Origin of the sequence: Tychonema sp. LEGE 06208, from assembly GCF_015207505.1 — a bacterium.
GTDB lineage: Bacteria > Cyanobacteriota > Cyanobacteriia > Cyanobacteriales > Microcoleaceae > Microcoleus.
The window spans coordinates 1-13,946 of record NZ_JADEWT010000147.1 but is presented as its reverse complement, the minus strand read 5'-3'; the positions used below and the strand labels follow the sequence as shown (position 1 = coordinate 13,946).

Below are 13,946 nucleotides of genomic sequence, written 5' to 3'. Positions count from 1 at the left end.
ACCCCGCAACATCGCAATTTGCGCTTCTCGCAGCGCCGCAGCCTTAATTGGCGCAGTCTTCAAATGCTGGTAAAACTCATTCATCAATCCCAAAGTACCCTCATCCGAAACATACCACAAACTCCCCTGCGGATTATCGCACTACTACCTTGAGTGTAAGAATTGATGAAAGATTGTCCCTGAGCAATAGTACCATCCGCATTGCTGGCGAACATACCTACCAGCCAAAATTTCAAGAACTATTAAGAAACATCACATTTATTACCAATTTTGAGACAGGTGACTTATAGTTCAATACAATTGACTTAATATTTTTTGATGAACTTCATCTTACGATTTTATAGGCAATACAGGCATTTTTTGCAATTCAGATTATTCTTCAGTCAACCGTATTGACTTATACTTTATAGTTTCCCTAACTAAAACTGTAATATGAATTTAACAAATTCTCGTTATCAGCAATTAGCGCCATATTTAATATTTATATTTATTGTCACTGTCTTTTTTGCGATCGCCTCATTATTTCCTTACCGAATAGAGTACGATCCCATTCCTCAAATTAAAGGAATTTCCCAGTGGTTGAGCGGAGGATCTAGTTTAATCAACTCAGTTGTCACCGTAAATCCCAAAGATATATCCCAAGATATACAAACCTGGATAGTCTGGCACGCTCCCGGCGTTACCTTCACATTTTTACCTTTAATCGCCCTGGGATTGCCTTTAGGAATTGCAGTCAGAACAACGGCATACTTTTTATTTCTTTCAGGCGGCTTGGGGTGGATAAAGGTAATAGATACTCTCACCTCTGACCAAAAAATCAAAATAATTATAGCTGTCCTGTTATCTATCTATTATATAGAAATTGGCTCATTATTGGTTTTTACAGCAGGAGATGTGATTCCGTGGGCAGTCATGCCTTGGGTATTACTCTACGCAATGTATCTGTGTTCAATTTTATCATCAGGCAATAAATTTGACAGCCGCCTTCTAATTCATGCAGCTCTACTAGGTCTACTTTTAGGGGGAATTTACTGGTTAAAATACTCTGCTTTTTTAGTTTCTCTAGGAATTCTCGCATATCTAGCTGTATTTTTATGGTTTTTCAGCAAACAATATACCTTGAAAAACCGTTTTATCCTGTTAACAGTTTGTACGGGATTCAGCTTGTTACCCGTAATTGGTCTGAGTGCTATTCACCATTCACTTTCTGGAGTCCATAGTGCTGTAGAGCAATTTCAATCTGCTATTCCTGTGGCATCGCCTTCTACAAGAGGAATGCGTTTTTTGTTTAGTTTAATAGCAGCTCCTGGTTTGGGTCTATTCAATTCAGAAATTTTTACTCAAGGCAGGCTGTTGACCTGTACAAGCACAATTTTTAAACAGTTATTTGCTTTAGATATTTCAGGAAAAACAGAAACCTTTAAAATATTTGTAGGTCTAGCAGGAACCTTAGCAGCTTTTTGGTTTGTTGCAGACTGCGCTCGAAAAAATATATACAATAAAAAACTTATTATTCTTTGGGGCTGCCTTTCCACGATTCCTTTTATATTCATTGCATATATATCTTATAAAACTGGAATCAATCTATTAATGGCAGGCATCGGTCGTTATAGCAATCCTTTCTTTATACTTAATGTCTTTTTTGTTATTTCTTCCTACCTTTACTGGATTTCAAATCGGGAAAAATCTATCCTCTCAAAAATTGTCTTGTCTATTTTATTGGTATTCTTTGTCTTGCTGCCCCCGCTCAATTATATAGGTGATTGGGCTGAGGCTATAATGTTGCGGAAAAATTACGTAACAACAGAGAATTTTATCTATGTCGATATCTTGTCAAAAACGAATGTTAAATCGGTAGTTAGTCAAATAAATTCTGCTGTTAAATCACCTAAAGATGTTGTAGTCTTAACTAAAGATACCGATGAATTGCGTTTTGGTTCGTGGCTGGAAATGAGACACAGAATCCTCACACTTCCAATAGTTGACAGTGAAGAAGCTCAGATGAAAATTACAACAGCACAAGATTTGAGAGTCATACTTGTTGTATCTAAGGCTTTGGAGCAAAATGAAAATCAACTGGCGCTAATCAAGCAGAGATTTGCCCAATCAACTGGATGGACTCGGCTGCCAGAAAATCCAGATGCTGAGGTTTCTATTTGGTTTTCTGATTTGAAGGCTTGACAATATATAGCCTTTCTCAGATAAATGAGGTATGTGTGCTAATGGGTAATGGGTAATGAATAATTGGCAGGGCACCAGCTTTTAAGCCGCAAGCTTTGCGGTTATTGTCAATTACCTTTTGCTTTCATTACCGATTACCAATCACCACGGACTTCCAATCATCACAAAAGCCGACCAATAATAAGGATGTGACAACTTCAAATCAGCAAACCCCTGCAAAGATTGCGGCAACTCCACCCCCTCGCCCCGACTCGAACCCCGCAACTTCCCGCCCTCCAAACGCACATTACCCCGCAACATCGCAATTTGCGCTTCTCGCAGCGCCGCAGCCTTAATTGGCGCAGTCTTCAAATGCTGGTAAAACTCATTCATCAATCCCAAAGTACCCTCATCCGAAACATACCACAAACTCCCCAAAGCCGTTTGCACCCCCGCTTGCAGCGCCAAACCGCCAAAACCCAACTCCGCACTTTCATCACCCACAGCAGTCCGACAAGCACTTAAAACTAACAAATTCACCGGCGGATTATTCAATCTCAAATTCTGCAACTCATTCAATCTTAGCCGACTGTTCCACAACTGAATAAAAGAATTACTCGGAGCCCCCGGACGAAATTCGCCGTGAGTAGCTAAGTGAATAATTCCAAAAGGCCGGCTTTGATGCTGTTGTTTCAAATTCTCTAAAGTGAAACCCTCATTCAGAAAACTTGCTCCCGGCCACTCTCGCGAAATAGCAGCTATTTCTGCAGGCACTGCGGGTAAAGGATTCAACTCGGAAAATTCCGACGCGCCCATGGCTAGAACTTGAGAATTTCTGAGATCCACGTAGCGACTATCTGTTAAATTAATACTCGGCATCAAACTGAGACTGTATTTTTCCACCAAAAATTGCTTTCCGTCGTGCAAAGCAGCAAAGGGCATACCTCTCAAACCCCGATCGACAACAAAGGAAATAGTATCCGTTTCGCACTTTTGCAAATCCTCCTCCAAAGGCGCAACCATCCACTTATAAAGCTTTTGGGCTGATGGTAGATAACTCGTAGTAGTCCGCGCCCCAGGCTTAGTAATCTCACCCCTGAATTCAGTTACAACTTTCAGCAATTCTTCCCGGTTTGCTTGCGACACGGTTTTGTGAACCACTGCACCGCAAGAAGTTACTAACATTAAATCTAATTTGTCTGCTCGCGAAAACAGATAAATTAAGCTGGGTTTCGTGCCCGTTTCTGCACCCGCAGATGCTAACTTTTTCTTGATTTCGTCTGGGGATAGCAACTCGTCGCTGCTAACGTTGATACCGAAATATTCCCGGAATTCTTGGCTGAAAGATTTTTCCAGCAGAGGTAAAGCTGCCGATATTTGACCGACATCCAAATTTCTGCCGATTTCACTGCGAAATGCTGACTGAATAACTGAATCTCTGATATTTGAATTGATAACATTTCTCAGTCCTCTCAGAGATTGGATTCTTTCCGGCGGTATCCTTTCTCCGGGTTTTCCTATAACTCGCGATATTCTGTTTTGATTCCGTTGCTGTTGGGGGTTAAAAGGTTGGTTGGGTTCGGGAAAAACCGATCGCGCTCGATCGGGAAATCTATCCCTGAGTGATGGCGGCGGCTGATTGGTTCCCGGTGGAGTTATTCCCGGTGGAGTTATTCCCGGTGGAGTTATTCCCGGTGGAGTTATTCCCGGTGGAGTTATTCCCGGTGGAGTTATTCCCGGTGGAGTTATTCCCGGTGGAGTTATTCCCGGTGGATTATTTGGTTGGTTGGTAGTGACGATCGCACTATTGCCCTGAGTGTAAGAATTGATGAAAGATTGTCCCTGAGTAATTGTACCCGAAGTATTGCTGGCGATCGCCCCAGCAGTCCCGTTAACCGTCGCATCTCCCACCGCAAAAGGTATCCGCCGATTGACATCCCCGCCACCGTGGGCGATCCTGACTGTACCCGGTTGAGCGCCACCAAGGGTTGAGACACTCACAGGAGTGCGGTTTTGGTCAACAGTACCAGTGACTCGCACCAAACCCGGAGTTGCGATATCAACTTTAGCGCCCGGAGCATTCACCGATACAATGCTAATCTCATTTTGAGCGTTAATATTCACTGCAGGATTGCGATCGCGCCCCGAAAGATTAACATCTATTTCCCCGGTTCCGATCTGCCCTCCCGCTAAAATATCCACAATTGATGAAGCATTAATATTGCCAGTGCTGACATTTCCCCTGCTGCTAACTAAATCAACTACAACTCCCTGCAAATTTCCAGCATTGACATCGCCAGACGCTGTGAAGCTGACACCGTTAGCTGCGGTAACATTTGCAGTCTGAATGCTTCCAGCATTACTATTAACTAAAACATCACTTCCCTGTAAAATACCTGAATTTATATTGCCCAAAGCGGTGAAATTTACATTGCTGGTGGCGGTAGCACTGGTAACTCCAATCGTCCCCGCACGGCTGTTAATATTAACACCCACACCCCGCAAATTTTCTGAATTCACATTTCCCGCAGCTTTTAAATTGATATTTCCAGTTGACGCAGTATTGCCGATCGCAATATTTCCCCCATCACTATTAACATCAACTGCCGCCCCCTGCAAATTCCCAGTATTTAAGTCGCTAGAAGCTCTCAAAGCAACGCTGGCGGCGGCAGCATCAATCGATGCCACATTAATATTAGTTTGGGCGTCCAAATTGACTGTGGGAATCCCAGGATTAACTGGATTTGTGGCAGGATTAACAGCGATCGCCCCCGTGTTGATTTGTTGTCCTGCTAAAATTCTGACATCTCCCGCAGCGGCGATCGTACCCGTAGCCACACTTCCGCTGCTGCTGCTAGCCCTGAGAGTAGCACCCGCGAGGTTCCCTACGGTTAAGTCGCCCGAAGCTGCCAAAGTGAGATTTTCGGTGGCTGTAATATTGGCGGGTGTTGTATTCGGGACAATTGTATTCGGATCGGTCAAAACTCCCAGAGCACCTGAGTTGCTGGTAATATTAACTTGAGAACCCTGCAAATTCCCAAAATTCACATTGCCAAAAGCTGTGAAGGCGATCGCCCCAGAATTCCCAGTGTCGATCGCACCGGTGACAATATTACCCCCAGTCGTATTCAGACTAATATTGCCGTTGATATCAGCACGAGAGATATCATTAGTCAGAATAATATTGTTAACAGCTTGAATATTAATTGTCGAACTCGACGTTAATCTCCCCCCAACGACTACTCCAGCTTCCCTGCTTTCGAGGCTAACTTGTCCGCCGTTAATATCTCTAGTTTGCACATCTCCCGTTGCCGACAAAATCACCGGGCCGGCTGCTAAAATATTTTCCACAGCAATCAAATTTCTGCTAAAAACAGGTTCCGCAGTGAAATTTGCATCCTCACCCAAACTGTCAGGAGAAACATTAACAGAATTTGCCAAATTTGCCACTCCCGCCCGCAGAATCAAAGCCGGACTCCTGGTTAAAATCGCAATATCCGGGTCGGAATTCACATTTTCAGTCCGCAATGCCAAATCCGGGCCAGTAATAGTAATATTTTCACCAACAATACTCCCCCTCGCCTCTACTTTCAGCGAAACACCAGTATAATCCCCGAAAAAAACATCTCCTTCGGAACTGATAATCGGGTCAAATAAACTCACAAAATTTCCCGGCATTCCCGACAAATTCCGCACCGAAAAATTGCCTCCCGCAACAAAGTGAGAATCCCCCGAAATCGTGCCGTTGCTAACTAAACTCAAATTGCCTGCGCTTTGGAATTGCGGGGGAAGAGACAAGCCGCCCGTCGCGTTTTGAGTGAGAATGTCGATCGCGCGATCGGCCCGCACCTCCAAATTCCCCCCAGCCCGCGCCAAAAACGGATTCTGAACGCTATCTCTCACCCGCACCGCATCCCCGGCCAGCAAGCTCAAATCCCCCCCAGTTTGCAGCCTAGTCCCCGCTAACGTCAGATTTCCCGCAGCCCATAAATTCGCACTTCCGGCATTCAATTGATCCAGCGCAGACACATTCCCAGCAGCAATCGCCACATCCCCAGAATTCACCAGCAAACCAGAACCCACCAGCCGCACGCTACCGTCATCCGCAACCGCAACACCAGTCGCCTGATTTTGCCCCGTACCTGTCAGCAACTGCGGCAAAGAAACAGGATTTAAACCTTGTGGAGAATTCCCCAAATTCGCGCCCGCTGATATCTCCAAACTCAACAAAAATCCCGGTTGACTGATACGCAAAACATTCTCCCCCGGAACCGCAGCAACAGTAATTTGCCCTCCCGGTGCCGACAACTGCCCCGTACTAACAACCGTACCGCCCAACAAAGATAAACTCTGCCCCGGAGTCACAGCCAAATTACCAGCATTAACAATACTCCCCGGTTGAGTCGCGCCAAAATAAAAAGCATTGGGCGCACCAACTAACGCGCTAAAATTATTTGTACCCGCAGCATTAAACCAATTAGAACCAAAACCGACATTCGTCGCAGTAGTCGCAGTGAAAGCCCCCGGCACATTCAAACTCGCCTGCGGCCCAAACACAATCCCCGCAGGATTAATCAGAAACAAATTAGAATTGCCGCCCGTGACAGTAATTAAGCCATTAATTAACGAAGCGTCGCCGCCAGCAATGCGAGCTAATATATTTTGAATAGCCGAATTAGTCAGAAAATTAGCAATTTGACCTTGATTTAAGCCGAATTGACCAAAACTGTGAAAAAGATTTGCCCCGTCTCCCGACAAACTGCCGCCATTGATATCGTAGCGGTTGCCGGTGCGGGTAACAGCAGTCCCAGTACCATCAGCAGCCGGGACTATGGGCTGTGCTTGCGCCAAAGTATTAAAAATTAACAAAGAAAACGGACAAATAAATAACCCGACCTTTTTAATCTTTAAGTTGACGTTTTTCATGGCAGCTACAGTCGATCGCTATTTTCCTCAATTATTACACTTGCAAACCAGTTACCTGTCAATGAAAAATTAATTCCCTCATGACAACTCCCACCATCAAAAGCTTGTACACAGACGGCGCTTGTTCCGGCAACCCCGGCCCCGGCGGCTGGGGTACAGTAGTTTGCTACGCCGACGGCAACTGTCACGAACTCGGGGGAGCAGACCCCCAAACCACCAACAACCGCATGGAAATGCAGGCAGCAGTCGCTGCGCTCGAATTTTTTGCCAATTCCGGTCAAACCGAACCAGTCACCCTTTACACGGACAGCGAATACGTTAAAAACGGCATCACCAAATGGATTCAAGGCTGGAAAAACAAAGGCTGGAAAACCTCGACGGGCAAAGAAGTCGTCAACCAAGACCTCTGGCACCTGCTAGACAAGCTGAATTCGCGACAAGTCAAGTGGGAGCACGTCCGCGGCCACTCAGGCGACTTCTACAACGACAGATGCGATGAAATCGCCCGCAGCTTCTCGCGCAATCTCACTCCCAAACTGCAACAGCAGAAAGCAACCGCAGGCGGGACTGGGGCGAGTACGGGGGCACCGCCGCTACACTTGCAAAACCCAATTGTTTTGGAAGAAACGGACACAACTGGTAACAAAACGATAGAATCCTATGTCATAACTTCTGACCTTCCGAGCTCCAACTCTACCATGATGGATTCAACTGCCGATACCCTGGAGAACTTGCCCCGCGAGGTGAGAGTTCAGGAACTCCGCAACCTGATAGAAACTTTGCACACAGCCGATGAAGTGGCCACCAAGGGCTACTTGATCACCAGTTCTGAACTGGCTGATTTGATGGATGTAAATGCCAGCGCTGTCACCAGTCGCGGAGACAACTGGGTGTGGCGCAACTGGGTAGTTTCTCGCGTCCGCCGCGAGGGCAACCAAATTCTCTGGCAATTAGAGAGAATCGACCACGTAAGTACAACAGATTAGTCATCAGTCATCAGCCATTAGTCAGAATCTGACTAATGCCTTTTGCCTGCTGCGATATCTAGGGTTAATTCCCCGAATTATGACGGTAGGTGCGCGCCGCGTGCCTACCGTTTCAGCACATTAAAAATAATTTTATCTATAATTAAGAAAAACAAACAAATCCCGAACCAACCGTGAAAAACAAGAGTTCGATAGGTTTAATGAACTGGCTGCAACCAAAACAAGAAACCGTTTTGTTATGCGACTCAATTGCAGCAGCTTCTGACATGGCATTTATGCTCAAGGGTGAGTGGGATGGCTGCAATAGTTTGGTTCTCCCTAAATCCGACAAGGTAGCAATTGAAGCAGCCGCTAGTTTGCTGGAGGCATCGTGGTGCTACCAAAATGCTTCCGAAACAGTTTTAATTCGGTTAGCAGCGGACGAATTGCTCCGCCGTTATGCCCTGGGAGACAGATTTTTTATTAATGCCAATTTGAGATGCGCTCAATTGGATAAAGTTTGCTTGGAAAAGATTGATTTGAGTTATGCTAAATTAAATTTGGCTGACCTGGGCGGCACGAATTTAAGTCAAGCTAATTTAAGATCAGCGGAGATGCCGGGAGCAAATTTGAGTGGCAGTAACTTGAGTGAAACACAACTGGTCAGGGCTAATTTAGTTGGAGCTAATTTATCTGATGCTAATCTCCGAGGCGCAAATTTGAGTTATGCAGATTTAAGCAATACTAACTTAAAAAATGCAGATTTAAGAGGTGCAAATTTAGGTAGATGTGACTTAAGAAAAACTTGCTTGAATGAGGCGATGCTTGAGTAAAATAAGGGGCGGGGGAGAGCAGATTATTTATGCCCCGCGTTCCAATTAAGATTGATATTTGCGATCGCGCCACTAAGTCGCCCGCATCAAAAACAGAAATTAGAATCAGCAAAAACGCCAAAGGATCGCTGAAAGGACAAAGCCAAATAGGTACCAGTGTATGTTGGCTGACAGCGCCGTCGGTGCGATCGACTGTCAAGGTTAATAACTATCTCATATCACGTCCGGTCGATTACCATGACAAAAACGGAACGCACCTGCGTTCCAATCCGAACAAGGTTAAAGTCCAGGTATTTTATGCAAATTGCAACTGTCGCCGGCCCTGCGGGGCGACTCAATCTCACCGACACGGGCGCGGTAAGTGGCGAAGAACCACAACCCATCCCCGTCCTCTTCGTACACGGAATGGCATACCACCTTGGAGTTTGGGACGAGACGATCGCCAGAATGCGCGCCAATCTAGGTCAAAACCAGCGCATTCTGGCGATCGACCTCCGGGGCCACGGCACCTCCGATCCGCCCGCAGACGGCGACTACAGCCCCGACGCCTGCGCCACCGACATCATCGCCGTCCTCGACGCCCTGAACATCCCCCAAGTAGCCCTTGTCGGGCACAGCTTCGGGGCCCTCGTCGTTCTCGCCACCGCCGCCTCCGCGCCAACGCGGGTGACGCGCCTCGTTCTCGCAGATCCGCCCGGTGACTTTAACTACCTGCCGCCCTCCGTGTACGAGGAACAGATGGTTCCGTTCCTCGCAGCGCTAGCGGGCGACGGCTACCGCGCTGCGGCAGAGGAAAAGTTCGCCCAAGCCCTCGAAGGCAGTACCCTTGCGACGCGCGAAACCACGATCGCGCGCCTCGCATTCACCCCGCGCGATCGGCTGATCGGTATGTACAAAGGTATGTTTGCTTACAGCGCCGTCGGTGCGATCGATCGCTACTTAGCAACTCCGGGCGCGCGAATCGCAGCAGTGCTCGCACCCGCCAACTCATGGCCCTTCAGCCTCCACATACTCCGCCCCGAAATTGCCACCGCCGTCATACCCGAAACCAGCCACTGGTTACAGCTTGATGCGCCGGTTCCCTTCACCGAAGCCGTGGCGGCCCAATTGAGCAGTCATTAGTCATTAGTCATTGGTCATTAAGTAAGTCGGTGGGGAAAAACACAACTGTGTTAAGAAAGATAAATGAGGCTCAAACCCCAATCCCTCCTGCATTCTGTCTCCTGACTCCAGCCTCATCCCAACTACAAATATTTACGCCTTTCTACTTAGTCATTGGTCATTAGTCATTGGTCATATCGTTTCCGGTTGCATCGGAATGATGTTAACAGTTAACAGTCAACAGTCAACATCATGAGGAGTGCAACCGGAATTGATATAAAATAAAGTAAAGTTCCTAGTGCGGACTTGCATACGCTTCAGGATTGTGGACTAAAGTCCGCACTACAAACCCTTTTTGTGACGCTCGTAGACTGGACATGATATTAAACCCAAAATAGACCACAAATTAACAATTAATCTATTCTAATTCTCGATCAAAATCACGGCGGCAATCATCTAACAAAGCATCAAGTTCTGCGGCAACTTTCCACATATTTCGACCTTTCAAAAAAGCTGCGATCGCAGCTTCATAGGGATTTCTACCAGTTTTTTTGACAGCCGCGATCGCCTCTCGGTTAGAAAATCCCCGCCCGCTAACCAACCAAGCAGCCAAGACCTGTCCTGTGCGTCCAATTCCACCGCCACAGTGAACTACCACCCGATCGCCCGCGCTATCTGCAGATGCCAAAAACGGTAAAATGCGATCGATTAAAATTTCGCGACTGGCCAATTCAAAATCGGCGATCGGAGCCCAGCAAACGCGATCGCCCCCAAAAACATTTCGATAGCTTCCCACCAAATCACCATAGCGGACGAGTTGAGATTCAGCAAGCAAACAGCAAACTCGATCGATCTTCTGTCGCCGCATAAAATCAATCCATCGAGCAACTTCTGCATCGCCGTATCCCGGTTTGGCCGCACCAAACACAACTAATTCATGCTCAGAAGCCGCCGCAAATTTGTACATAATTATATTATAATTGCTATCAAGTTATACTATTTAAATAAAAATGTATCTGCGTTGATTTGCGTCAATCTGCCTGACATCTGCGGTTGACTCAATCAAAATTTTACACGAGCAATCTAGTCCCGTCCAATTCTTCAATCCCAAATCTAAAATAGCATGAGTCCCAGCTTGCGAACAGTCAATGCTACCAGATATGTCACTCCTTTGCGTGAGGGAGGCTCGCTACCGGCGATCGTCGAAGCCGACGATGAGGGTATGTACGTACTCAAATTTCGCGGCGCGGGTCAGGGAGCAAAATCTTTAATCGCGGAGTTAGTAGCCGGGGAAATTGCGCGCGCGATCGGGCTACCAATCCCCGAACTCGTGTTTGTGGAACTCGATCCCGAACTCGCCCGCACTGAACCAGACCCGGAAATTCAAGATTTAATTCGCGCTAGTGCAGGCCTCAACCTCGCCCTCGACTATCTCCCTGGTTCCATCACCTTTGACCCCGTAGCGGGCAAATCTGAGGCGGATCTGGCCTCGGAAATTGTCTGGTTCGATGCTTTTGTCACCAACATCGATCGCACGCCGCGCAATGCAAATATGCTGGTATGGCACCGCCGGCTGTGGCTGATCGACCACGGTGCGGCGATGTATTTCCACCACACTTGGAAAGATTATCTATCCCGCAGCCGCGATCGTTTTCCCGCAATTAAAGACCACGTTTTGCTGCGTTTTGCGAGCAATCTGGAAGCGGCAAACTTCAAGATGACTCAGATTCTAACGCCAGAAATTATTCGCAACATCGTTCAACTGATTCCCGATGTTTGGCTGGTGGGAAATTCGCCTTTCACCGACAGCAACCAACATCGCGATGCTTATATTGAGTACCTGCTAAACCGGCTAGAATCAACACATATTTTTTTGGAGGAAGCGATTAGTGCCCGCTCGATTTCTGTATGATTATGCCATTATCCGCGTCGTTCCCAAAGTCGATCGCGAAGAATTTATCAACGTCGGGGCGATCGTTTCCTGCGGTACCAAAAAATTTCTCGAAGCCCGGATCGAAATTGACGAACAGCGCTTGAGGGCGATCGACTCAACCTTAGATATGGAACTGATTCGCAACCACCTAGCCGTCATTCCCGTCATTTGTGCGGGCGGCCCCGAATCTGGCGCGATCGGTCAACTTCCCCACAGAGAGCGCTTTCACTGGCTCGTAGCGCCCCGCAGCACGATCGTTCAAACATCGAGGGTACACACTGGTTTGTGCGAAAATCTACCGGGTGCGATCGAACATTTGCTCAATACAATGGTGCGATAGTTTCGCAAGGTAAAAAAATGATCCAAATTGAACAAACAAATATGAGCTTCCCACTCTGGGGTTTAGTAATTTTCATCCTGTGGACGATCGCAGTTGTAGTCATGCTGCTAACCGTCAGGATTCGGCATCTATCTGCCGGCGGTTCTCCCAAAGATTTCGGCACACCAAACGATCAAAGTTTGCTGTGGCGGCTATTTCGAGTACAATCCAACTTGGTAGAAAACCTGCCTTTGTATTTGGGAGTGGTTTTTCTCCTAACAGTTAGGAGTGTTTCGGGAACAGCCGTAGACGCGCTGATTGTAACGTACATCGTGTTTCGGTTGATACACTCAATAATTCACATTGCCGGCCTCGATCCCAAATTTCGGATTGTGAGTTTAGCAGTTCAGTTAAGCTGTTTAGTCGCCTTAACTATTATGGCAGTTTTGTAGTTGATAACTTACACAACGATCGCATATATTGTAGGGTGCGTCAAGCCAAAAATCTAATTGTTTCCCACATAGCCTAAGTCTGACGCACCTGATATCAATTCCGGTTGCACTCCTCATGATGTTAACCGTTAACAGTCAACCGTTAACAGTCAACCGTTAACAGTCAACAGTCAACAGTCACCAGTGAATTTACTATTCCGATGAAGAGAGGATTTGATATGATACATCAAAATTTATGAACAGAATATTTCGCGAGCTCGCTCTGATTTTAATCGTATTAAGCTGCATTACTACTGTTTTAATTCAGCCATCGCAATCAGCCTTAACCGCACCTACTCCAGCGCAGGAATCTCCGCACCGACAAGGAGATGTTGCTCAAACAATCAATTTTGGACGGCACTTTCAAGAATTAGGGGTTGAAGGGGCGATCGCCATTTACGACTTGAATAGCGATCGGCTTTACCAACACAACCCGCAGCGCAACAGCACAGCTTTTTTACCCGCATCTACATTTAAGATTCTCAACTCTCTAATTTCCTTAGAAACAGGCGTAATTTCCAATGAACTTGCAATTCTAACTTGGGATGGAATTCAAAGGCAAATTCCCGCCTGGAATCGAGACTTGAACATGAGAGAAGCCATCAAACTTTCCGCCGTCTGGTTTTACCAAGTTCTCGCACGCCGAGTCGGACACGAACAAATGCAAAAATGGGTAGCAAAAGCCGATTATGGCAACCAAAACATTGGAAAAAAAGATGATATTGATAAATTTTGGTTAGAAGGAGAACTGCGAATTTCACCCAATCAACAAATTCAATTTTTGCGCCGTCTCCACAACAACGACTTACCCTTTTCCGAGCGATCGCTCTCTCTAGTTAAAGACATCATGATTGTCGAGCAAACTCCCAATTACACAATCAGAGCAAAAACAGGCTGGGCTGGCTTTGGAGAACAAACAAAGGCGGAAATTGGCTGGTATGTCGGTTATTTAGAGCAGAATAAAAATGCTTACTTTTTTGCCACAAACATTGACATCCGCAGTACAAAGGATGGAGCAGCTAGAATCGAGTTAACGCGCCGTTGCTTGAAGGATCTGGGGCTGCTTTAAGTGCTTTATCTGTTCTTTAATAAAAAGCGTGTCAATAATTCTTCTAAAATCTTACCCTTTCATATCTTGAAAAACATCTGCGTGTAAGCTGTTGTGCAAATAAACATTGTATATTTTGATGACAATCAAAAATCCTCTCCCCCTCTCCC

At 46.4% G+C, this 13,946-nt stretch carries 11 protein-coding genes and 1 pseudogene; 9 read left to right on the top strand and 3 right to left on the bottom strand.

Annotation, left to right across the window (positions count from 1 at the left end; genetic code table 11):
- Nucleotides 1-123 (bottom strand): annotated as a pseudogene (locus tag IQ263_RS25565) (CHAT domain-containing protein); the annotation flags it as partial.
- Between the two features lie 26 nt (nucleotides 124-149).
- Between IQ263_RS25565 and IQ263_RS28955 the strand changes: the two are divergent.
- Nucleotides 150-290, top strand: coding sequence for a hypothetical protein (locus IQ263_RS28955; protein ID WP_228050358.1), 141 nt, complete (start codon nucleotides 150-152; stop codon nucleotides 288-290).
- Nucleotides 291-432: 142 nt separating this feature from the next.
- Complete coding sequence (locus IQ263_RS25560) at nucleotides 433-2,181, top strand: hypothetical protein (RefSeq protein ID WP_194070910.1); 1,749 nt, start codon at nucleotides 433-435, stop codon at nucleotides 2,179-2,181.
- A gap of 141 nt (nucleotides 2,182-2,322) precedes the next feature.
- On the opposite strand, the gene IQ263_RS25555 is transcribed toward IQ263_RS25560, so the two are convergent.
- A complete protein-coding gene (locus tag IQ263_RS25555; RefSeq protein WP_194070909.1) occupies nucleotides 2,323-7,086 on the bottom strand; it encodes a CHAT domain-containing protein in 4,764 nt (1,587 codons plus the stop codon).
- Between the two features lie 80 nt (nucleotides 7,087-7,166).
- On the opposite strand from IQ263_RS25555, the gene rnhA reads away from it, so the two are divergent.
- From rnhA to IQ263_RS25540, 3 genes are all read left to right on the top strand, one after another.
- The gene (rnhA, locus tag IQ263_RS25550) at nucleotides 7,167-8,072 is read left to right on the top strand and encodes a ribonuclease HI (RefSeq protein ID WP_194070908.1); all 906 of its coding nucleotides are present in this window, start codon (nucleotides 7,167-7,169) and stop codon (nucleotides 8,070-8,072) included.
- 200 nt (nucleotides 8,073-8,272) lie between these two features.
- Nucleotides 8,273-8,884 carry a pentapeptide repeat-containing protein gene (locus IQ263_RS25545; protein WP_194070911.1) on the top strand — a complete coding sequence of 204 codons (612 nt, stop codon included), beginning with the start codon at nucleotides 8,273-8,275 and terminating at the stop codon, nucleotides 8,882-8,884.
- A gap of 237 nt (nucleotides 8,885-9,121) precedes the next feature.
- Nucleotides 9,122-10,006 carry an alpha/beta fold hydrolase gene (locus tag IQ263_RS25540; protein WP_339384761.1) on the top strand — a complete coding sequence of 295 codons (885 nt, stop codon included), beginning with the start codon at nucleotides 9,122-9,124 and terminating at the stop codon, nucleotides 10,004-10,006.
- 397 nt (nucleotides 10,007-10,403) lie between these two features.
- On the opposite strand, the gene IQ263_RS25535 is transcribed toward IQ263_RS25540, so the two are convergent.
- Nucleotides 10,404-10,952, bottom strand: a complete 549-nt coding sequence (locus IQ263_RS25535; protein WP_194070906.1) for a protein-tyrosine phosphatase family protein — start codon at nucleotides 10,950-10,952, stop codon at nucleotides 10,404-10,406.
- A gap of 156 nt (nucleotides 10,953-11,108) precedes the next feature.
- Here IQ263_RS25535 and IQ263_RS25530 point away from each other — a divergent pair, with 156 nt between their 5' ends.
- The 4 genes from IQ263_RS25530 to blaOXA all read left to right on the top strand — a co-directional run bounded on the left by IQ263_RS25530 (nucleotide 11,109) and on the right by blaOXA (nucleotide 13,797).
- Nucleotides 11,109-11,897, top strand: a complete 789-nt coding sequence (locus IQ263_RS25530; protein ID WP_194070905.1) for a HipA family kinase — start codon at nucleotides 11,109-11,111, stop codon at nucleotides 11,895-11,897.
- Nucleotides 11,875-12,258 carry a DUF3037 domain-containing protein gene (locus IQ263_RS25525; RefSeq protein ID WP_194070904.1) on the top strand — a complete coding sequence of 128 codons (384 nt, stop codon included), beginning with the start codon at nucleotides 11,875-11,877 and terminating at the stop codon, nucleotides 12,256-12,258. Before IQ263_RS25530 ends, IQ263_RS25525 begins: the two co-directional genes overlap by 23 nt.
- Nucleotides 12,259-12,275: 17 nt before the next feature.
- The gene (locus IQ263_RS25520) at nucleotides 12,276-12,689 is read left to right on the top strand and encodes an MAPEG family protein (RefSeq protein WP_194070903.1); all 414 of its coding nucleotides are present in this window, start codon (nucleotides 12,276-12,278) and stop codon (nucleotides 12,687-12,689) included.
- A gap of 235 nt (nucleotides 12,690-12,924) precedes the next feature.
- A complete protein-coding gene (blaOXA, locus tag IQ263_RS25515; RefSeq protein ID WP_194070902.1) occupies nucleotides 12,925-13,797 on the top strand; it encodes a class D beta-lactamase in 873 nt (290 codons plus the stop codon).
- The last annotated feature ends 149 nt before the right edge of the window (nucleotides 13,798-13,946 follow it).